Here is a 20925-nt window from a genome sequence, read left to right on the forward strand (position 1 = left end):
AGGGCTTATATCATTTTTAGCCTAAAAGCCTATTTTTTCTTTCCTTCCAAATGCTTTTTATAGCGATTACGGAATTTATCGACACGTCCGGCGGTATCAACAAGTTTCATCTTACCTGTGTAGAAGGGATGAGATGAACTAGAAATTTCAAGTTTTACCAACGGATATTCGGTCCCGTCAATTTCAACCGTTTCACGGGTATTAACTGTAGAACGGGTGATAAAAGTATCGCCGTTGGACATATCCCTGAATGCAACCATGCGATAATTCTCCGGATGAATTCCCTTTTTCATTGTTCAAATATTTTTATTCTAAACCTTGTTTTCAAAAAGTCAACTATCAATAACTGAAATCCATTCATTCTAAACGGACTGCAAAAGTAATTATTCCGTTAGCAATCACCAAAACTTTTACTGAAAAAAATTTCATAGTGTCCTGTATCATGAATTTACCTGTTCTCTTGTATCCAAAGGAATAGCCGAAGCTCTCTGCTTCTCCCGGCGCTTTTCTTCATCAAACAAATACCTGTAAGTGATATGTTTTTTGCCAAACACTGCCCCAACCGAATCATGAAGTGCGCGCATTTTAGGATTAAAATCACCCACCCACGAAAGCTCCATCTCTTTGATCCATGGCTTTTTAGATACCACTTTCCGCAGATGCCAGAATATTCCGGATTCGATGCCGTTTCTCTGCCAACGCGGTCTGATGCCCATAATCACAACCCTTGTCCGGGTCATTACTTTCCTCCATTTCAGATAAACAAACCTGAGCTTATTAACAAAGTTCATTTTCCCGTGAAAATGCTTCAATATCTGATTGACATCCGGGAACTGGACGAAAAATCCGATAGGAGTATCTTCATAATAAGCAAACCAGATCAGTTCTTCGTCCATAAAATCTTTTGCCTCTTTCAAAGATTTGCGAAGCGTATCGGCTTTCATGGGCGTAAAATTCTCATGAAACTGCCAGGCATCATTATATATCTCAATAAAGTCCTGAATGAACTTTTCACTCTCCTGCCAGGTAAAGTGACGAAAATGATAACCGGGTTTTCGTCCCACCCATCCGGCTATTTTCCAGAATCTTTCAGGGAAAGGTTTCTGCAGGTCCAAATGATTGGTTACCTGCTCGAAATAATTTTCAAATCCATAGGCTTCAAAAAAGTCTTTATAGTAGGGCGGATTATACTGCATACCGAAAGCCGGCTGGGTAAATCCTTCCACCAAAAGCCCCCAAAAATTGTCGTTTTCTCCGAAATTGATCGGGCCGTCCATAGCTTCCATGCCTCTTTCCGATAACCAGTTTTTGGCAGCATCAAAAAGCATAAAAGCAGCATCCTTGTCATTAATACATTCAAAAAAGCCCATTCCGCCTGTGGGCTGCTGGAAGCCGTAGGCCTTTTTTTCATTGATAAAAGCAGCAACTCGTCCTATCGGCTTATTATCATCGTTCATGAGAAGGAACCGAACCGCGTTGCCATGTTGGAAAAAATCGTTGGCTTCAGGATCAAACACCTCTTCGATCATGATATCCAAAGGACGAACATAAGCGTCGTCATTCTTATAGATTTCATCAACGACATCGAGAAATTGCCGTTTTTCCTTATCTGATTTTACTTCAACAGTATACATAAGATTATTATTTTACTCCTTTTTTCAATTGCTGCTAATTAGTACGTGTCTATAAACTCGCAAAAATTTTTTCAATATGTGTGTCTGTTCAGAAAGTACCAGTTGCAAGGCTTGCGAAGACTCCAAAGCCGGAGTTTACTAATCGTAAATGAGGATTTTGGCGGCGAGCATAACACAGCAAATGGTACTTAATGGACAGACACTAATTATAAAACATTGAAATTAATTGTTGATTCCACTCATGTAAAGTCTCTTTTTTACAAATCTCATTATTTATATTTTCAGGATTTCCATCCTGACATTTTTCATTATCAGGCAAATTTTCAGAACAAACTGAAAAATTCCTTCTCACAAAATTTATTACTTCTGTCTTCTGCCAGTTAAACTTTTGCCTGTCGATTACTTATATCTAAAAAGTATAACCATCTATTGAGAATTGATATCGTATATAAGGTTCAAAGTTAATTATTTTGTATAAACGCCCTAACCTGCTTAAAACTGAAACCAGGAAAGATAATCTTCCATTGGTCTTGGGTTATATTCTTTATGTTTAAACTCATTAATACGCGGATGATACTCATAATCCTGACGCCATTCACCGGCATTTTCCGCCACCTGCTTAATGGCGTCTATTATGTAATCAATTTCCGCTTCCGACATTACGGGATGTACAGACAGCCTTACCCAACCGGGTTTTCCGGATAAATCTCCTTCATCAATTTTTCTGGTAATATTACTTGAAGTGAAATAATCGACATGCAGCAAATAGTGACCGTAAGTGCCGGCACAGGAACAACCGCCTCGTACCTGAATACCAAAACGGTCGTTAAGCAGACGTACCACCAGGTTAAAATGAACATTCATAATATAAAACGAAACTGCACCCAGTCGTTCTTCCTGCTGGCCGGCAAGTATGGTCAATCCGGGAATTTTGCCAAATGCTTTAAAAATTCTTTCAAGCATCGCCTTTTCCCGCTCTGCCATTTTCCGACAATTCATTTGTTCCTTCAGTCTGATACTCATTGCAGCCCTGATGGATTGCAGGAAGCCTGGTGTTCCGCCATCTTCTCTTGCCTCAATATCATCTATATAGCGATACTTTCCCCACCGGTTGGTCCAGTTTACTGTTCCACCCCCGGAGTTATCAGGCGCCGTGTTATGATATAATGCACGATTGAAAACAACTACACCGCAACTACCCGGGCCTCCCAAAAATTTATGCGGAGAAAAGAATATGGCATCCAATCGCTCTTTCGGATCGTCAGGATGCATATTAATGGGGACGTAGGGAGCTGATGCAGCAAAATCGACAAAACAAAATCCTCCATGCTCATGCATAATTCGAGCAAGACGATAATAAGGCGTCTCTATTCCGGTGACGTTTGAGCAGGCCGTAAAACTCCCGATTTTCAGAGGACGGTCTGCATACTTTCTGATCTCCTTTTCAAGCGAGGAAGGATCAACCAGCATGTTTTCGTCAGGCTCCAATAGAACCACATCTGCGTTGGTTTCCAACCAGGAAGTATGATTGGAATGGTGTTCCATATGAGTCAGAAATACAACAGGCCGCTCTTGTGGCGGGATTGAACAATAACGCTGTGCCTGTTCGGGAACCCTCATCCCCAGAATTCGTTGGAGCTTGTTCACCACCGCGGTCATACCAAAGCCGGAAGTAATGATTATATCATCTTTTCCGGCCCCCACATGGTCTTTTATCATTTTATGAGAAAGACGATAAACGTTAGTCATTATGCGTCCGCTATCGCTCGACTCGGAATGGGTGTTGGCAACCATAGGCCCGATAACCTTTGTAATCTGATCTTCAATAGGCCTGTAAAGCCTTCCCGAGGCAATCCAATCGGCATAAATCAACGGTTTTTCACCATATGGAGTCTCAATGGTTGACCCCTCCCCGATGATATTCTTTCTGAACTCTGCAAAATGCTTTTCGTGTGGCAGCATAAAACGGGATTTGTTCTGGAAATAAATTCAACAAAGCAAAAATAGCGAGGGAAACACATATAAAAGATGACTAATGACATCCGCGTAGTGTCCTTGTCAGGAAGTAAAAGCATCCAGCTCATACCTGACATCTTCTGCCACTTTTCGCTCCCACATTTCTCCTTTATCAGACCAATCATCAATGGCTTTGTAAACAACCGGTCTGTAATCGGCACAAAAGCGTCCGCCCATTTTCAAAGCAAATGCGACAGCCCGATGCATGCGTTGATCAGTGGTCAGATTCCGCAAATCAGAAATAATTCCCGGGAACTTTCTGAAGCCGGCCTCACCATTCATTCTGAGCCGCCATCCAATACTCATAGCCGAAGCATACCTTTGAAACACATTGTCTTTTTCCAGCCAGGATACCAGAAAATCTTCAGAAATATTCGTACTAACCAGGAGATTTCGTCCCATCTGTTCCGACAATTCAATGGTATTCAGTATTTCACCCCATTCTTCAAGTTCACCATTGTCCATTGTGCCGGCATCTACAACCATGGTAGCCATAATCATCGTTTCCCTGATACCCCTGTACCACAGCCGCCGAGCCAGTTCGTTATCTGGTTCAAGCATTTGGGCCATTGCTTTTAAATGAACCACCGAAACACCGTAATTCACCCGGTAGCAGGCCCCCGATTTTTTCATTAACCCTGCAGTTTCACCGTCTTTCAGATGTCTGATTTTTTTCAGAATTTCTTCAATCTGAAGGTCCACATTTTCATTAACAGGAAAGAACTTCATTGCAATAGATCGTTAGATTTTTAAATGTAAGATGATTCATCCGTATAAAATTTATTTTTTAAGGTCGTATGGAACTCGCATGCAAGCAATTATAAATATTCTTGTTGTGATAAACTTTGCCATGCTCGTTTCATTCGTATATTAGTTTGTCCGATTTATTGGAGTAATATTTCCCGCTTTATTCTTCATGCTACCATCCTGCCCTTTTACCTTATCACCTTTCCATCTTTCCTCCATGCCCTGTCATCTGCCTGTTGGTAACTTTTATCTTATATCTAAAAATATAATGATCTAATTATGGCAAACTTTGCCATGCTCGTTTCATCCAAAAAAATTCCATTGTGCTCTTACAAATGGATGGTAATCAATTATTTGTAAAACCAAAAACAGCGACTCTCTCATATTAAAAACTTTGCGTCATAGTGTCCTCTGCGTTTAAGCTTTTTTTTACGGACTATTGAATCCACGGCAAAGCAACAATAGTCGCTTTTTTGAAAAAACATTTGCAAAACTAACAGAAAAAATTTTACCTTTGCACCCGTGTAAAAATGGTGATTGTAGCTCAGCTGGTTAGAGCGCCAGATTGTGGCTCTGGAGGTCGCCGGTTCGAATCCGGTCTTTCACCCGTTCAGGCCCCAAATATCTATATAGATGTTTGGGGCTGTTTTTTTAAGAAAAAATTGAACACCACCTATTCTCCACAATGGTTCTTGAATTCAAGATACTTGAATCTGCTCCGGAAAGAGATGTTTTTGTTAAAGTCGGGGCGTACAGGTAATCTAAACCCGGAATTAACCAATTAGTGCCTGTCTATAAAGTCGAAATAGTTCTTTGCTTATCATGTGTCTGTTCAGAAAGTGTCATTTACAAGGCTTGTGAAGTCCGAAAACAGGGAGTTTACTCATCGTAAATGAGTAATTCTCGGACGAGCGTAACACGGTAAATGGCACTTTATGGACAGACACCAATTAGTGTTCCTCTATTAACTCGCGAAAGTATCTCAAACCTAACCTGGCATAGCCCAATAGATCGTTAGATTTTTAGATGTAAGATGATTTTTACAACCTTGATATACTGCATTTTAACAAACAAACCTCTTTATGCGCAAACAATTGGCTTGCAGTGTATTGCAAAAGTTTAACGTAGTATTGATAGACAGAATCAAACAAAAGAACAAAAAGCACAAGTCTCTGTTCGGAAAATCCCAATTGCGAGACAAATAAATACAATTAAAGAATTTTGTCGTTAATTTAACTTTCCGACAACCCTGCAGCAAATTTAATTGTTACCTTTGTGCAAAAATTAAAAAAAATACCATGGTAACATCCGAAATGATGAAAGAGCTAACCGGACGCGAGATTGCGTTAAGGAGGTATCTTTGACATCGATCGTAAAAAGATTGAGATAGAAGAAGAAGAAATGCGTACCCAGGCACCTGATTTTTGGGATGACCCCAAAAAAGCCGAACAAAAAATGAAAAATCTCAAAGAGCTTAAAAGTTGGGTAAATGCATACGAAGATGTTAAAACCGCCATCGAAGAAACCTCTGTACTCCTTGAATTTTTTAAGGAAGGAGAAGCTGAAGAGGCTGATGTGGACCTCCAGTACAAGAAGACGGTAAAACTGATTGAAGACCTGGAGTTAAGAAACATGCTCCAAAAGGAAGAAGACAAAATGGGGGCCATCCTGAAAATAAATGCAGGAGCAGGAGGTACCGAAAGCCAGGACTGGGCCGAGATGCTCATGCGGATGTATGTAAGATGGGGCGAACGCCACGGTTACAAGGTAACGGAAACCAATTTCCAGGAAGGAGATGAGGCAGGCATCAAATCGGTAACCCTTCAGTTTGAAGGCGATTATGCCTATGGTTACCTCAAAAGTGAAAACGGCGTACACCGGCTGGTAAGACTGTCCCCCTTTAATGCCGCCAATAAACGCATGACTTCTTTCACTTCTGTTTTTGTTATTCCACTTATTGATGATACCATTGAGATAGAAATTAACCCGGCTGATATCACGTGGGAAACCTTCCGTTCGAGTGGTGCCGGCGGACAAAACGTCAACAAGGTGGAAACCGGTGTAAGATTAAGACATGCCCCGACAGGTATCGTTATAGAAAATACCGAATCGCGTTCACAGGGGGGCAATAAAGAGAATGCCCTTCGTATGCTGAAATCGCAACTCTATGAACTGGAGCTGCGAAAGAAATTGGAAGAACAAAACAAGATAGAGTCACAAAAGAAAAAAATTGAATGGGGTTCTCAAATCCGTTCGTATGTTCTTCAGCCCTACAAACTGGTCAAGGATGTTCGTACCAATCATGAAACCAGCAATGTTCAGGCCGTACTTGACGGTGAAATCGATGATTTTATCAAAGCTTACCTGATGCAATTTGGTGCTGAAGATGTTTTTAAGAAAAACTAATTGTTTCAACTGCAACATAAAAAACACAAAAAATGGAATACCGAATAGAAAAAGACACAATGGGGGAGGTAAAAGTGCCTGCCGACAAATATTGGGCAGCGCAAACCCAGCGTTCAGTCATGAATTTTCCCATAGGACCTGCTGCTTCTATGCCCATACAAATTATCAGGGCTTTTGGTTATCTGAAAAAGGCGGCTGCTTATGCCAATGAGGAACATGGAGTCCTTCCCAAAGAAAAAAGAGTCTTGATTGAAAAAGCCTGTGACGAAATAATCGAGGGTAAACTCGACGACCAGTTCCCTCTGGTTGTCTGGCAGACCGGAAGCGGAACGCAATCGAACATGAACTGCAACGAGGTGATAGCCAACCGTGCGCATGTTCTCAACGGCGGAAAACTGGGAGAAGGAGAAAGACCCATTCACCCAAACGATGATGTCAATAAATCGCAATCATCCAACGATACTTTCCCCACGGCCATGCACATTGCAGCTTACAAAATGCTGATCGAAAAAACCATCCCCGGCATTAAAAAGCTGCGTGACACCCTGAAAACAAAATCGGAAGAAATGATGGAGGTGGTAAAAATCGGAAGAACACACCTGATGGATGCTACTCCGCTTACTTTGGGACAGGAGTTTTCGGGATACGTGTCTCAACTTGACCATGGGCTCAAAGCGCTTAAAGCAACCCTGGAACATCTTTCCGAACTTGCACTGGGTGGAACAGCAGTAGGAACAGGCCTTAACACCCCAAAAGGTTACGATGTTACGGTAGCAAAGTACATCGCCAGGTTTACCGGCATGCCTTTCAAGACAGCCGCAAACAAATTCGAATCACTGGCAGCACACGATGCCATTGTCGAAAGTCATGGTGCTCTGAAACAAATCGCCGTGAGCCTGATGAAAATCGCCAACGACATTCGCCTCCTTGCATCGGGGCCCCGTTCGGGAATCGGAGAAATATTGATACCCGAAAATGAACCCGGCTCATCAATTATGCCAGGTAAGGTTAATCCTACCCAGGCCGAAGCTATGACAATGGTATGTGCTCAGGTTATGGGTAACGATGTTACCGTATCGGTAGGTGGCTCCAACGGTCATTTTGAACTGAACGTTTTCAAACCGGTAATGATATATAACTTCCTGCAGAGTGCTGAGCTTCTGGGAGATGCCTGCGTTGCATTTAATGACAAATGTGCGGTAGGTATAAAACCCAACCATCAGCGTATCAAAATGCACCTCGATAATTCTCTTATGCTCGTGACTGCACTGAATACACATATCGGGTATTACAAGGCTGCCGAAATAGCTAAAAAAGCTCACAAAGAAGGCACAACACTGAAAGAAGCCGCTCTTGAGCTTGGTTACCTTACGGCAGATGAATTTGACAAATGGGTAGACCCTTCCAAAATGACCGGTTCGCTCGATTAATTTATTCTCAATACAAATAATCATTAACCGTCTCTTTAACAGGGACGGTTTTTTTATAACTTTGGGCCAAATAAAGTTTGTAGTATTTTACAATTTTATTGCCATTTTATCGTTACACCCTTATTATTGAAATCTTTACAGGCCATGAAAAATTGCACTATCTTTCTGATTGTAATCTTATCCTTTACAGGAATACTATCATTAACAGCTCAGGAAAACGAAGAAGCTACACTGGACAGAGGCCCTTTGTCCGGCCAGTTCGATTATACCATTGAAAAATCAAGCAAGTATGAAGAGTTCAGGGTGGTCAGAACAGCATGGCTCTATAAATTGAAAAGCAATGTGATTGATACGTTGGAGCATCTTCAAGGCGAAATAAATACACGACAGGCGGAAATAGATTCTCTTGGCAATCAAATTGTCCTCTTGAATGAAAAACTGACAACCACACAAGACAAGCTGGAACAAGCCATTCTCTCAAAAAACAGCATCCCATTCTTCGGTGCAGAAATACAAAAAGGAAAATACAATACCATTATGTGGGCATTAGTCCTTATTCTGGCCGGAGGAGTAGCATTTCTTTTTTTGCTTTTCAAACGAAGCCATTTCATTACAAAACAGATGCAGGAAAAATATGAAGACCTTGAGAACGAATATGAAGCACACAGAAAACGTGCGCTTGAAAAAGAAAAAACAATGGCCCGCCAGCATCTTAATGAGCTGAATAAGCTCAGGGGAAGACAGTAGATAGTGTCTGTCCATAAAGGACCATTTGCTGTGTTACGCTCGCCGCCAAAATATTCATTTACGAAAAGTAAACTCCCTGTTTTCGAACTTCGCAAGCCCTGCAACTGGCACTTTCTGAACAGACACACATATTGTAAAAATTTTTTCGAGTTTATAGACACGCAATAGATAAGAGCAGAGAGCAAGGTGCAAGGGTAGAAAGATAGAAGGGCAGAAGAAAGTGCATTTCCAGGCTCAGAGTACAGGAAATGCGGTGGAAAGTGGAATCTTATCAATTCAGTAGATCATTATTTCGCTGTCAGGTTCATTTAGCATCCCCGCAAGGTTTACACTCTATCCAAAATAACCTTCCAGCTTATTCTGTCATCTTCCTACTGTATCACATAATTCCTTAACTTTGTATTTCTGAAGACTACGCTTTAACAGACGTAATTTTCGTTTCACGGCAAAGCAAATCTTTCATCATTCATTCAGCATGTTTCTGCCTGGTTTGACACTTCCAGGACAGTTGCTGATAAACCGCATCAGTATATCATGAGTAAAACAGAACAATTAAGAGAACTGGTACAGCAGAGAGTTTTACTTCTCGACGGGGCTATGGGAAGCCTTATCCAACAATACAAACTGACGGAAGAAGATTTCAGAGGAGAAGATTTTAAAGACCATTCCTTTTCTCAGAAGGGCAATAATGACTTATTATCAATAACCCGCCCCGACATTATCAGCCGGATTCATGAACAGTATCTCGAGGCCGGAGCCGATATAATAGAGACAAACACTTTCAATTCCAACCGTATTTCGCAAGCCGATTACGGGATGGAAGACAAAGTCTATGACCTGAATAAACGCTCCGCTCTCCTTGCTTCGGAGGCTGCAAAAAAATATACTACATCCGACAAACCGCGTTTTGTTGCCGGATCGATGGGACCAACGAATAAAACCGCCTCACTCAGTCCCGATGTTAACAACCCTGGCTACAGAGCCGTTACATTTGATGATTTGGCAGAGGTTTATGCCGAACAAGCTTCAGGATTAATCGATGGCGGCGTGGACATACTTTTGCTCGAAACCATTTTTGACACGCTGAATGCAAAGGCTGCCCTTTTTGGTATCGGAGAAGAGCTCCAAAAGCGAAATCTTACCGATTTTCCTGTTATGGTATCAGTTACGGTAGCCGACGCCAGTGGCAGAACCCTTTCCGGGCAAACTCTGGATGCTTTCATTATTTCGGTTTCGCATTTCCCTTTATTTTCGATTGGTCTTAATTGCTCTTTCGGAGCAGAAGATTTACGTTCGTATGTAAAACAAATCGGAGACAAAACACCTCTTTTTATCAGCGCTTATCCCAATGCCGGTCTGCCCAATCAGTTTGGTGAATACGACGAAACACCGGACGAAATGGCGCCCAAAATATTTGAGTACCTGAACCAGGGGCTCGTCAACATTATCGGCGGTTGCTGCGGAACCACACCCGAGCATATTAAAGCTTTCGGGCAATACATTAAAGATGCAAAACCCCACATCCCTTCAAAAATTGAGCAAAAAACAAGGTTAAGCGGGCTGGACGCATTGGTTATTGATGAACACACAAACTTCGTGAACATCGGAGAACGAACCAACGTGGCAGGCTCCAAAAAATTTGCCAGGCTCATACGGGAAGAAAAATATGAAGAAGCGCTCTCTGTAGCCCACGATCAGGTAGAAGGCGGAGCACAAATTATTGATGTCAACATGGATGATGCCATGCTTGATGCAAAAAAGGAGATGGTTACCTTTCTGAACCTGATGGCTTCGGAACCGGACATTGCTGCGCTGCCGGTTATGGTAGACTCTTCCAAATGGGAAGTTCTGGAAGCCGGGCTCAAATGTCTTCAGGGTAAAGCCATTGTCAACTCCATCAGCCTGAAAGAAGGAGAAGATGCTTTTATAAAGCAGGCCTCCAGAATTAAACAATACGGAGCTGCAGTTGTGGTTATGGCCTTCGATGAAAAAGGCCAGGCAGACACTTTTGAAAGACGCATAGAAATATGCAGCAGAGCTTATCATCTCCTGACCGAAAAAATCAATTTTCCTCCTGAAGATATCATCTTTGACCCGAACATCCTGGCCATTGGCACCGGTATTGAAGAACATAACAATTATGCGGCCGACTTTATCAAGGCTACAAAATGGATAAAAGAAAATCTGCCCTATGCCAAAGTCAGCGGGGGAGTAAGCAACCTGTCCTTTTCGTTCCGCGGAAACAACCAGGTACGCGAAGCCATGCATGCTGTGTTTCTCTATCATGCCATCAGGGCAGGAATGGATATGGGCATTGTTAACCCGGGAATGCTCCAGATTTACGATGAGATACAACCTCATTTACTGGAGCTGGTAGAAGACGTTGTCCTGAACCGGCGACCTAATGCCACGGAACGTTTAATAGAGGCAGCCGAAAAAATTAAAGAAGAAGGAACCGGCGAAGCTGCAAATTCCAAAAAAAATGCGTGGCGTGAGTTACCGCTCGAAGAAAGGCTTCACCATTGTCTTATCAAGGGGATTCCCGATTACCTGGAAGAGGACCTCCGGGAAGCGCGTCAAAAATATGAATTTGCACTCGACATCATAGAACAACCGCTCATGGACGGGATGAACATTGTGGGCGATCTGTTTGGCTCGGGTAAGATGTTCCTCCCTCAGGTTGTAAAAACAGCCCGCGTTATGAAGAAGGCAGTAGCCTGGCTGGAGCCTTTCATCGAAGAAGAAAAGCGTGTTTCGGGAAATGCTCAATCCAAAAAGGGGAAAATCCTGATGGCTACCGTTAAAGGCGATGTACATGACATTGGAAAAAACATCGTAGGTGTAATTCTGGCCTGCAACAATTACGATGTCATCGATCTGGGAGTAATGGTTCCGGCCGAAAAAATATTAAGTGAAGCAGAAAAGCAGGAAGCCGATATTATCGGATTGAGCGGTCTGATAACTCCATCGCTTGAGGAAATGAGTAATGTTGCCAGAGAGATGGAGCAAAGAGGAATGAAACAACCTCTTCTGATTGGGGGGGCTACAACCTCAAAAGTACATACAGCCGTAAAGATCGACCCTTTCTACAACGGACCAGTAGTTTACGTAAAGGATGCCTCGATGAGTGCACAGGTAGTAGGAGCTTTACTTTCTGCTAAAGAACGGGAAAATTATGAAGCTGCGGTAAAAGAAGAATACGAAAAATTAAGGAAAGCCAATCAATCAAAAAAAGCAAAAGAATATTTAAGTATCGGAGAAGCCAGGGATAAAAGATGGACGACAAACTGGAACAAAGCGCCAATAAAAAAACCCGGGTTTACAGGTACAAAATCCTTCAAAGATTACCCGGTTGATGAGATTATTCCTTTCATTGACTGGACTTTCTTTTTCCACGCCTGGCGGTTAACCGGGAACTATCGCGGCATTGAGAAAGTGACAGATAAGGCGTCGGAGGAAATGTGGTTTGAAAACTTTTCGTCCGACACGGCAAGGGAAAAAGGGAAAGAAGCACTCAAACTTTGGAGGGATGCCCAAAAAATGCTGCGTCGTATCAGCGATGAAAAAATGCTGAAGCCCAACGCGGTAATCGGTTTTTATCCTGCCAACAGTGTGGGTGACGATATAGAAATATATGAAGATGAAGACCGTAAAAAGGTTAAAACCACCTTTCACTTTTTAAGGGAACAACAAAAGAAACAGGGAAAAGAAACTTACTATTCACTATCCGATTTTGTAGCCCCTAAGTCTTCCGGAATCAACGATTACATTGGCGGATTTGCCGTAAGTGCGGGCCAGGGCATTGAAGAGTGGATAAAACACTTTGAGGAACAACACGATGATTACAATGCCATCCTGTTAAAATCACTTGCCGACAGGCTGGCTGAGGCTTTTGCAGAATTGATGCATTTCAGGGTACGCAAAGAATTCTGGGGCTATAACCCGGATGAAGAATTCAACTACGACGACCTGGTTCGCGAAAGATACAGAGGCATCCGGCCTGCATTGGGATATCCCGCCTGCCCCGACCACAGCGAAAAAAGAATTCTTTTCGATCTTCTTAATGCTGAAGAAAATGCCGGCATCGAACTGACCGAACATTTTAGCATGTACCCCAATGCATCGGTGAGTGGCATCTATTTGGCACACCCCGAGGCCGTTTATTTCGGTGTTGGAAAAATAAAAGACGACCAGGTCGAAGACGTGGCACGACGAAAAGGAATGAGTCCCGATGAATTAAAGAAGTGGATTCCGACAAATTTGGCGGATTAACGATCATATTTTAAACACTGAATTATGGACTATAAAGCATTTCAAACAGGATAGAATCCGAACTGGAAAATCTTTTTTATGAGACGCGTTCTGGTATTTCCGAGCGAGAAGATAGTCGTGCTTTTGGAGCTATGATTGAAAAAAGAATTACAGAGAATTGGGACGATATTTGCAGCAGACTTGGTTACGAAGCAATAGATATCCCTGGAAGAAGGACTATTTTTGATTTTGCTTGTAAAATTGATAATATTCTTTTTGGATTTGATGTAAAAACAAAGGACCTTGATAAGTCAAAATATTCGGACGGAGGAGTTTGCGCTGTTGGTAATTTATTAAAATATATGGCTAATGATAAAGGGGTCTTTGTTATTGTTGAATTTGGTCATGATAAATCAACCACAAAGAATAATTCAAGAGATATAGAATATATTCGTGTTGCCCCTTTTCACACACTTCCAACTGATATTTTTCGAATTGAAAATCTGGGGACAGGGCAGGTTAGACTTGATTATACTTTAAACCAAGTTTGGGATGAGATTAATTGGGGAAGAACTTACCATGAATTCTTTGAAAAATTCTGTAATTTGGCCATCACTCACTATAAAAGAGTAAAATCTGATGCTGAAAAGAGAATTACTTCAATCGTAAAATTTAAAGAAACCGGATATAATGAATTTAAATTCATCAAATAAGACCATTAAAATTGGAGACATTTTCACTCCTACTCAATGGGGGGAATTTGCGATTAAAGAATTTTGCATTTTTGATGACTGGTTAAAAGGCGCAACTGTCTTTGATCCTACCATGGGAGAAGGGCACTTACTTGAAGCCCTAATCCTTTATGGGCTAAAAAAGAATTACACTGTCAGCCGGTTACCAACTCATAATCTCTTTGGTAATGAAATAAATTCTAAATACCATCAAACGTCAATCGCCAAATTCAAAGACCAATTTGGCTTAAATATGTCAAACAATTTCACAAATGAAGATATTCTGAAATTGAAGCCTCAACAATATGATATTATATTGGGGAATCCACCTTGGCAGAACTTTGTTGATTTACCAATTACATACAAGGAAGATGTTAAAGACTACTTCATCAGATATGACTTAGTTGAGAATAAAAAAGATCTTTTATTAGGAGGTTCAAGAATTGATATTGCAGCCTTAGTAATTCAGGTTTCTATACACAATTTTCTTAAAGATAATGGTAATTCCTTCTTTTTTATGCCACTATCTTTACTCTTAAATGACGGTGCGAACCAACATTTTAGGAAATATAAAATTGATTCGACCGTATTTGCCCCAAAAAAAATTTTCGACTTTAATTCCACAAAAGTTTTTAAAAACGTTTCGACCAGGTATGGGTTAGTTCATTTCAAAAAAAATGAATCACCTGAATTCCCTCTCTCCTATTTTAGATTAGAAAATGAAAAATGGACTTCCTATTTTGCATATCCTGCTTTCAATAAAACAGATCCGTTAAGCATTTCTAAAGAAAAAGAGGTGGACTCTTTAAAGAACTTTTCCCCCATCGTTATTAATAAGGAATCAACCCCAAGGCAGGGAATCAATACTTGTGGAGCAAACTCTGTTTTCTTTTTTGATCACAAAGAAGATATTTCTGAAGACAATTGCTTATTAAACGGTAAGTTTGAATTACCAAACAGATTTGTTTATCCATTGCTGACTTCAAAAAATTTCAAAGAAAATGGTCTTATTCCCTATAAGTGGGTACTTCTCCCTTATAGAAAAGATGGAAAACCACTAGAACAAATGGAAATTGATCAGTACCCAACTTTAAAGAATTATTTATTAAGCCATAAAGAAGCGCTTGAGAAGCGCAAAGGTACTATGATTTCATCATGGATAAATAAAGGGTATTGGTGGGTTATGTTAGGAGTAGGACCATATAATTTTTTCCCATATAAGATTGTTTGGGAAGCATATGGAAAAAAGACATTTAATCCAATAATCGTTTCAAATAAATGGCAAGCAAATCAATCACTTCAAGCTTTTATTCCTTTAAAAGATATGACTGAAGCCGAAACCGTAATTCATCAACTAAAAAACCCTTTAATTGAAAATTACCTGTTATCATTGAAGATGGAAGGAACCATGAACTGGGCCCAACCTGGTAAAATAAAAAAGTTCATAAAATTCAGGGAACCTAGTTTAACTTTATTTGGATAGAATTCATACATTTATGCCAACTGTAGCCGAAATAATCAGAAACATTGACAAACCGTCTTTCTCTTTCGAACTGTTACCCCCGTTAAAAGGCAACAGCATTCAAAAAGTTTTCAGAACCATTGATAAACTCAAAGAATTCAACCCTCAATATATCAATATCACTTCTCATCGCGACGAAGTGGTTTACAAAACCAATGAAAAAGGGTTTACCGAACGCCGGGTATATCGAAAAAGACCGGGAACAGTTGCCGTTGCCGCCTCTATTCAGCACAAGTATCAGATACCGGTGGTTCCGCACATGATCTGCAGCGGCTTCACCAGGAGCGAAACCGAATATGCTCTTATCGACCTGAATTTTCTTGGTATTCACGATCTGTTATTGCTCAGGGGAGACAGCTCGTCCCGGCATCAGTTTTATAAACCCGAGGAACAGGGAAATGCTAATGCCATAGACCTTATCCATCAGGTTAATAATCTGAACAAAGGACAATTTCTCGACGGAACACTGATGGAGCCTTTTGAAACACCTTTTAGTTATGGTGTGGCCGGATACCCCGAAAAACATGAAGAAGCACCAAATCTGGATTCCGATATTTACTGGCTGAAACAAAAGGTGGATGCAGGAGCGGAATATGTTATTACCCAGATGTTTTTCGACAACGAAAAGTTTTTCAATTTTGTGAAAAAATGCCGCGAAGCAGGAATAAAGGTGCCAATAGTTCCCGGTATTAAGCCCATTAACATCAAAAACCAGCTCACTATTCTGCCCAAAGTTTTCCATACCGAAATACCAGAATCACTGGCCGGAGAACTCCGAAAATGCAAAAACAACGATGATACTGCCAAAGTTGGAACAGAATGGGCTATTATGCAATCAAAAGAATTACTTTCACACGGGTTCAATTTACTGCATTTCTATACAATGATGGCCACACAAAGCGTCTATGACATAGCCGGAGCAATTTACTAAAAAGGCGACAGCAAAAACCGCATCCCGAGGAATTCGGCCACTTTCCCATGAGCTTTTAAACCTGTCCCGATTGCAATTTTTTCACTCACCTCAAAATCAAGTGTATAATACTGATACCAGGGTGCATGAGTAGCATGCCCGCTCCAGACATAAATACCGGCTTTTTGTCCAAAAGCAAACCGTCCTAAAAGAAAGGTATGCCCAACCATAAAACTCAGACGTGATTTGCTACCCAAATCTGAATAATCACGGCTATTGTCGAACTCTGCCATGACGCCGGCCGTCCAGGCGTTGATGCGTGCAAACTGTGACATATATTCGCTCGCTGCAGACAATACCAAAGCTTTGTCCTCACTTCCTTCAGGCTCTTTCAGTCCGGCAATTATATTAAAATACCATTTTTTTTCTCCGCTTACCCGATCATAAGGCTGAAGCTCTATTTTGGACGGAAGAGAACGAGAATCAAGCTTCCGCTGAACACCTATACCCAGGGCAGTATAATTTATGCCAAGATTCGGTTGATTGGTCCCTCCGTTCGAAATATGCTGAAATGTGCCTGCCAGACGTAATGCCCACCGGTCACCAACTGGATATTTAAAGGACAATCCCGCCAACAAGGGAAAAGAAAAATGAGTGCTGTACGCCACATTTTCAGGGTTATTGCTTTCATCATAGGGATTGCTCAAATAACTGATCCCCAAACCCGCTTTGAAAGAGATATCAATATTTAACGGGGAAAACAAAACCGGTTCAACATAGAACAATCCCGACAATGCATGCCCGAGAGAGCTATCTCCGAAATCCCGGAAATTCAAAGATGCACCTATCGATGGATAACACTGACACAAGGAATAAGCCTTTTCGGAAACAAATTTCCATTCATAATCTATTCCGATGCCCCTTGGAGATACATTACGGAAATGTTCCATCCTGGAGGAATGAACAACAATTTTCCCCCCATAAAACCAGGTATTCAGATAACGGATTGGCAGCTTAGCTTCCTTCTCCTGAGCTTTGGCGACAATTGAAAAAAGTAACCCGATTATAGTAAAAAATATGTAACAGCGTTTTTCCATCCGTATAAAATTACAAAAGTCAGTACAAAAATCTAAACGCGAAGACGCAAAGTTTTTATTGCAATATTCCGTTAAACTTTTACAGATGTCTGGTAATTAATTGTTTACACAATTAATGGCGAAAATCACAACTCTCTCATAATAAAAACTTTGCGTCATTGCGTCTATGCGTTTAGGCTTTTTTTAACTGACTATTGTCTATAAACTCGCAAAAAAAATTTTTCAGTATGTATGTCTGTTCAGAAAGTGCCGGTTGCAAGGCTTACGAAGTCCGAAAATACGGAGTTGACTCATCGTAAATGAGTAATTTTCGGACGAACGTAACACAGTAAATGGCACTTTATGCACAGATACTAATTAGTGCTTGTCTATAAATTACGCAAAACTTGTTTCTGGTCATGTGTCTGTTCAGAAAGTACCAGTTGCAAGGCTTGCGAAGCCGCCAAAACCGTAGTTTACTAATCGTAAATGAGGATTTTGGCGGCAAGCGTAACACAGCAAATGGCACTATATGAACAGACACTAATTACAAAAATCATTATTTTAGCGATAGACACCAGGTTATTGGAGGCATCAATTTTTCGGATATATCGCATTATCTCATGGATTACAAAACAGCACTTCATAAAGCGTCATCGTTATGCTCCAGGCAGGAATACTGTCGGTCGGACATTCGTAAGAAACTCGAAAAATGGGACATTCAGCCGGAACAATCTGAAAAAATATTAGCCGAACTGGTTAAAGAACAATTTATTGATGAGTCAAGGTTTGCTTCGTTTTATGTTCGCGACAAATTCAGGTTCAACAGGTGGGGCAGGCAAAAAATACGCTGGCAGCTAAAGCAAAAAGGGATTTCTGACGATGATGTCAACAGCGCTCTAAATCAAATTGATGAAAATGACTATCGCCAGACGCTCAAAAACCTCATGAAAGAAAAACTAAGACAAGTTAAAGACAGAGAGCCCTTTAAACAGAAGGCTGCTCTGATTAGAAATGCAGTTTCGAAAGGTTACGAATACGAGGAGATCATTCCCATTGTGGAACAATTATTGTTAAAGAATTAAAAAAATAAAAATATGAACAGGCTCTACACTCTCTTTCTGATAGTTATTTTTAGCTTATCTCATCTTCCGGCCGAAGCTGCCAAACCCAAATGGGTAAAAAAACGCCCTTCGGACAGAGAATACTTTATTGGTATAGGGATGGCATATAAAAACGAATCATCCGGACTGGATTATGCAAAAAAAGCACGAGCCGATGCACTGAGGGAAATGGCATCGGAAATTGAAGTAAACGTGTCTGCCAACTCTCTGCTGCGCCAATTTGAAAATAATTATGCTTTCCGCGAAACTTTCGAATCGGAGATTGCAACATCTGCTGCAGAAAACCTGACCGGTTATGAAGTGCAGACATGGGAAAACAAAAAAGAGTATTGGGTGATGATGCGCCTGAATAAAGAACAATATCAGCGTCGCAAACAACTCGATCTGGAAATGGCCAAAAAGAAGGCCGCCTCATTTCTTCTTGAAGCCCGTCAACATTTGAAGAATATTGAAATAACAGCTGCTCTGGGCGCATATTTCAAAGCCATTGAATCGCTGGAAAACCACCTCAAAGAGGACCTGACCTACAGAACTATTGACGGTAACATCAATTTCGGAACGGATATCATGAACGACCTGCGGCAATTGTTCTCAAAAATATCAGTCACACCGGTTAATCCAATTTATAAGGTATCGTTCTCAAAAACGATGGAAGCACCGTTAACCGCTAAGGTTGAATATTTTTCACCTGCCGGACGAAAAGTTCCTGTTCATAATTTTCCGGTTTGTTTCCATTTTACACAGGGCAAAGGAATTTTACAGGAAAAGGCGGTTTCGAACCCCGGAGGAGAAGTGAAAAGTTATATCCAAAAGCTTGAATCGTCACTAAAAAAACAAAAGGTTACAGCTAAATTCGACCATACAGCACTTCTTCAGGAAGAGAACATCAACAGCCCTCTGGTCAGCTTTTTCCTGCCCGAAGGTACTGTACCCGCTGCAACCTTCGACATTGAACTCCAAAAATCGGATGCGTGGTTTACCGCTGTAGAACAGATTTTTGGAAGCCCTGAAATCAGGCAACCCTTTGCCAATCAGCTTAAGTCAGAACTAAACGAAACCTTTTTCAACTTCACACCATCCGCCGAATCGGCATCCTACATCGTTGAAACGGATGTTAATTTCAGGAAAGGTGAAATAAAAGAAGGCACCGGTTACACCGTTTACCTGGTTTTTGCCGACCTCTACTTTTCAATCATTTCAGCCGAAACAGGAACCGAAATATTCAGTGACACGGTGACCGGAATAAAGGGGATGCGTCCCGGAAGTTATCAGTATGCTTTAAAAGAAGCAAGGGAAAAACTTTTGAAAAAATTCAGGGAAGAAATATACCCGCAACTCGAATCTCTGAACCTTTAAGTGCTCGCATTCATAAAGTCAGGCAAGAATCTTTCGCGGTTTTATGGTATACCATAATCCGGGCAACGCAGAAACAGCCGAGACCGAAAAAAACAACAAACTTAAAGCCACTGCAAGGTCCTGCTGCAAGTTCAGATATTCAGCCCCCATCAGGAAAGTAAATTCGCGGGCACCTATACCTCCCAGTGTCACAGGCACAGACGCCATGATTGCAGAGAGGAAAAAGAGGAACAAATAATCATCATAACTGCCTGAATTTTCTACTCCGAGAGCATGTAGTATGCTTACGGCTGCCAGCATTTGAACGCCCTGAACCAAAACAGACCACAAACTAATATAAACAAAGGCTTTTCGGAACCGTGGCAATAGCCATTTCAGGAAAAATAAAACGCGATTAAGGGAACCGGAATAGCAAAATACAACCACGACTTATACGGAAAAGAATAATCGACTAGATGCAAAAGTATCAGTATAAATGTGACAATAATCGTTAAGCCCGAAAGCCGGTCGGCAAAAATAGCACCCAGCGACCTCTTAACAGGCACTTTCAGATAGTGATTGAGCATATAAACCTTAAAGCCGTCACCACCAACACCTCCGGGCAGAAAAAGATTATAAAACAAGCCCAGCCAGTAAAGCTTTATGTTGGTCTTTTCGGAAATATTAACCGGCATTAACCGGAATAAAGTATTGAGACGGAAGGCGGCTGCCACCTGCGAAATCACATAAATCATCAACGCAACAAAAAGCAACAGAATATTGGCTCTTACAATGGCCTTTTCAATTTCTTCAATATCGATCTTTGAGGTAATGTACCATAAAATACCAGCGCTAATAAAAATCTTAGCAATTAGTTTTATGGTTTTTATGTGTTTTTGGTTTTTATTATTCATCAGTATAAAACTAGTCTAGTGTCTGTCCATAAAGTGCCATTTGCTGTGTTACGCTTGCCGCCAAAATCCTCATTTACGATTA

General features: G+C 41.1%; 14 protein-coding genes, 1 tRNA gene and 1 pseudogene. 10 read left to right on the forward strand and 6 right to left on the reverse strand.

Annotation, left to right across the window (positions count from 1 at the left end):
- Positions 1–29: 29 nt before the first annotated feature.
- From OQ5_RS0106735 to OQ5_RS0106755, 4 genes are all read right to left on the reverse strand, one after another.
- Complete coding sequence (locus OQ5_RS0106735) at positions 30–293, reverse strand: type B 50S ribosomal protein L31 (RefSeq protein WP_010416968.1); 264 nt, start codon at positions 291–293, stop codon at positions 30–32.
- A gap of 147 nt (positions 294–440) precedes the next feature.
- The gene (locus tag OQ5_RS0106740; protein ID WP_016776753.1) at positions 441–1634 is read right to left on the reverse strand and encodes a hypothetical protein; all 1194 of its coding nucleotides are present in this window, start codon (positions 1632–1634) and stop codon (positions 441–443) included.
- A 492-nt stretch (positions 1635–2126) separates the two neighbouring features.
- The gene (locus tag OQ5_RS0106750) at positions 2127–3596 is read right to left on the reverse strand and encodes an aminotransferase class V-fold PLP-dependent enzyme (RefSeq protein WP_016776755.1); all 1470 of its coding nucleotides are present in this window, start codon (positions 3594–3596) and stop codon (positions 2127–2129) included.
- Between the two features lie 96 nt (positions 3597–3692).
- The gene (locus tag OQ5_RS0106755; protein WP_016776756.1) at positions 3693–4379 is read right to left on the reverse strand and encodes a DNA alkylation repair protein; all 687 of its coding nucleotides are present in this window, start codon (positions 4377–4379) and stop codon (positions 3693–3695) included.
- A 550-nt stretch (positions 4380–4929) separates the two neighbouring features.
- Here OQ5_RS0106755 and OQ5_RS0106765 point away from each other — a divergent pair.
- The 8 genes from OQ5_RS0106765 to metF all read left to right on the forward strand — a co-directional run bounded on the left by OQ5_RS0106765 (position 4930) and on the right by metF (position 16415).
- Positions 4930–5005: transfer RNA gene (locus OQ5_RS0106765), tRNA-His, on the forward strand.
- A 690-nt stretch (positions 5006–5695) separates the two neighbouring features.
- Positions 5696–6803, forward strand: a protein-coding gene (prfB, locus tag OQ5_RS0106770) for a peptide chain release factor 2 (protein WP_141638861.1) whose coding sequence is annotated in 2 segments (ribosomal slippage) — positions 5696–5758 and positions 5760–6803 — 1107 coding nt in all. Because the reading frame shifts where the segments join, the coding sequence is not laid out codon by codon here.
- Positions 6804–6835: 32 nt separating this feature from the next.
- On the forward strand, positions 6836–8233 hold the full coding sequence (gene fumC / locus OQ5_RS0106775) for a class II fumarate hydratase (protein WP_016776759.1): 1398 nt from the start codon (positions 6836–6838) through the stop codon (positions 8231–8233).
- A gap of 144 nt (positions 8234–8377) precedes the next feature.
- On the forward strand, positions 8378–8980 hold the full coding sequence (locus OQ5_RS0106780) for a hypothetical protein (protein WP_016776760.1): 603 nt from the start codon (positions 8378–8380) through the stop codon (positions 8978–8980).
- A 534-nt stretch (positions 8981–9514) separates the two neighbouring features.
- The gene (metH, locus tag OQ5_RS0106785; protein ID WP_016776761.1) at positions 9515–13252 is read left to right on the forward strand and encodes a methionine synthase; all 3738 of its coding nucleotides are present in this window, start codon (positions 9515–9517) and stop codon (positions 13250–13252) included.
- 131 nt (positions 13253–13383) lie between these two features.
- Complete coding sequence (locus tag OQ5_RS0106790) at positions 13384–13944, forward strand: hypothetical protein (RefSeq protein ID WP_016776762.1); 561 nt, start codon at positions 13384–13386, stop codon at positions 13942–13944.
- Positions 13922–15445, forward strand: coding sequence for an Eco57I restriction-modification methylase domain-containing protein (locus OQ5_RS0106795; protein ID WP_016776763.1), 1524 nt, complete (start codon positions 13922–13924; stop codon positions 15443–15445). The genes OQ5_RS0106790 and OQ5_RS0106795 overlap by 23 nt, the downstream gene beginning before the upstream one ends.
- A 13-nt stretch (positions 15446–15458) precedes the next feature.
- Positions 15459–16415, forward strand: a complete 957-nt coding sequence (metF, locus tag OQ5_RS0106800) for a methylenetetrahydrofolate reductase [NAD(P)H] (protein ID WP_016776764.1) — start codon at positions 15459–15461, stop codon at positions 16413–16415.
- Here the strand turns inward: metF and OQ5_RS0106805 are convergent.
- Positions 16412–17491: an acyloxyacyl hydrolase gene (locus OQ5_RS0106805; protein WP_016776765.1), complete on the reverse strand. Its 1080-nt coding sequence runs from the start codon at positions 17489–17491 to the stop codon at positions 16412–16414. The genes metF and OQ5_RS0106805 overlap by 4 nt on opposite strands.
- Positions 17492–18093: 602 nt before the next feature.
- Here OQ5_RS0106805 and OQ5_RS0106810 point away from each other — a divergent pair.
- Complete coding sequence (locus tag OQ5_RS0106810) at positions 18094–18555, forward strand: regulatory protein RecX (RefSeq protein ID WP_016776766.1); 462 nt, start codon at positions 18094–18096, stop codon at positions 18553–18555.
- 12 nt (positions 18556–18567) lie between these two features.
- Positions 18568–19950 carry an LPP20 family lipoprotein gene (locus tag OQ5_RS0106815; protein ID WP_016776767.1) on the forward strand — a complete coding sequence of 461 codons (1383 nt, stop codon included), beginning with the start codon at positions 18568–18570 and terminating at the stop codon, positions 19948–19950.
- A gap of 18 nt (positions 19951–19968) precedes the next feature.
- Here the strand turns inward: OQ5_RS0106815 and OQ5_RS22390 are convergent.
- Positions 19969–20843 (reverse strand): annotated as a pseudogene (locus tag OQ5_RS22390) (lysylphosphatidylglycerol synthase transmembrane domain-containing protein).
- Positions 20844–20925: the final 82 nt, after the last annotated feature.

Source organism: Anaerophaga thermohalophila str. Valhall (assembly GCF_000250735.1).
In the GTDB taxonomy this organism is placed as follows: Bacteria; Bacteroidota; Bacteroidia; order Bacteroidales; family Marinilabiliaceae; genus Anaerophaga; species Anaerophaga thermohalophila_A.

Bases quoted from the DNA above. Each gene is read 5' to 3' on its own strand.
- metF (WP_016776764.1), top strand. From the start codon at position 15,459: ATGCCAACTGTAGCCGAAATAATCAGAAACATTGACAAACCGTCTTTC.
- OQ5_RS0106750 (WP_016776755.1), bottom strand. From the start codon at position 3,596: ATGCTGCCACACGAAAAGCATTTTGCAGAGTTCAGAAAGAATATCATC.
- OQ5_RS0106790 (WP_016776762.1), top strand. From the start codon at position 13,384: ATGATTGAAAAAAGAATTACAGAGAATTGGGACGATATTTGCAGCAGA.
- OQ5_RS0106755 (WP_016776756.1), bottom strand. From the start codon at position 4,379: ATGAAGTTCTTTCCTGTTAATGAAAATGTGGACCTTCAGATTGAAGAA.
- OQ5_RS0106735 (WP_010416968.1), bottom strand. From the start codon at position 293: ATGAAAAAGGGAATTCATCCGGAGAATTATCGCATGGTTGCATTCAGG.
- fumC (WP_016776759.1), top strand. From the start codon at position 6,836: ATGGAATACCGAATAGAAAAAGACACAATGGGGGAGGTAAAAGTGCCT.
- OQ5_RS0106740 (WP_016776753.1), bottom strand. From the start codon at position 1,634: ATGTATACTGTTGAAGTAAAATCAGATAAGGAAAAACGGCAATTTCTC.
- OQ5_RS0106805 (WP_016776765.1), bottom strand. From the start codon at position 17,491: ATGGAAAAACGCTGTTACATATTTTTTACTATAATCGGGTTACTTTTT.
- OQ5_RS0106780 (WP_016776760.1), top strand. From the start codon at position 8,378: ATGAAAAATTGCACTATCTTTCTGATTGTAATCTTATCCTTTACAGGA.
- OQ5_RS0106795 (WP_016776763.1), top strand. From the start codon at position 13,922: ATGAATTTAAATTCATCAAATAAGACCATTAAAATTGGAGACATTTTC.
- metH (WP_016776761.1), top strand. From the start codon at position 9,515: ATGAGTAAAACAGAACAATTAAGAGAACTGGTACAGCAGAGAGTTTTA.
- OQ5_RS0106815 (WP_016776767.1), top strand. From the start codon at position 18,568: ATGAACAGGCTCTACACTCTCTTTCTGATAGTTATTTTTAGCTTATCT.
- OQ5_RS0106810 (WP_016776766.1), top strand. From the start codon at position 18,094: ATGGATTACAAAACAGCACTTCATAAAGCGTCATCGTTATGCTCCAGG.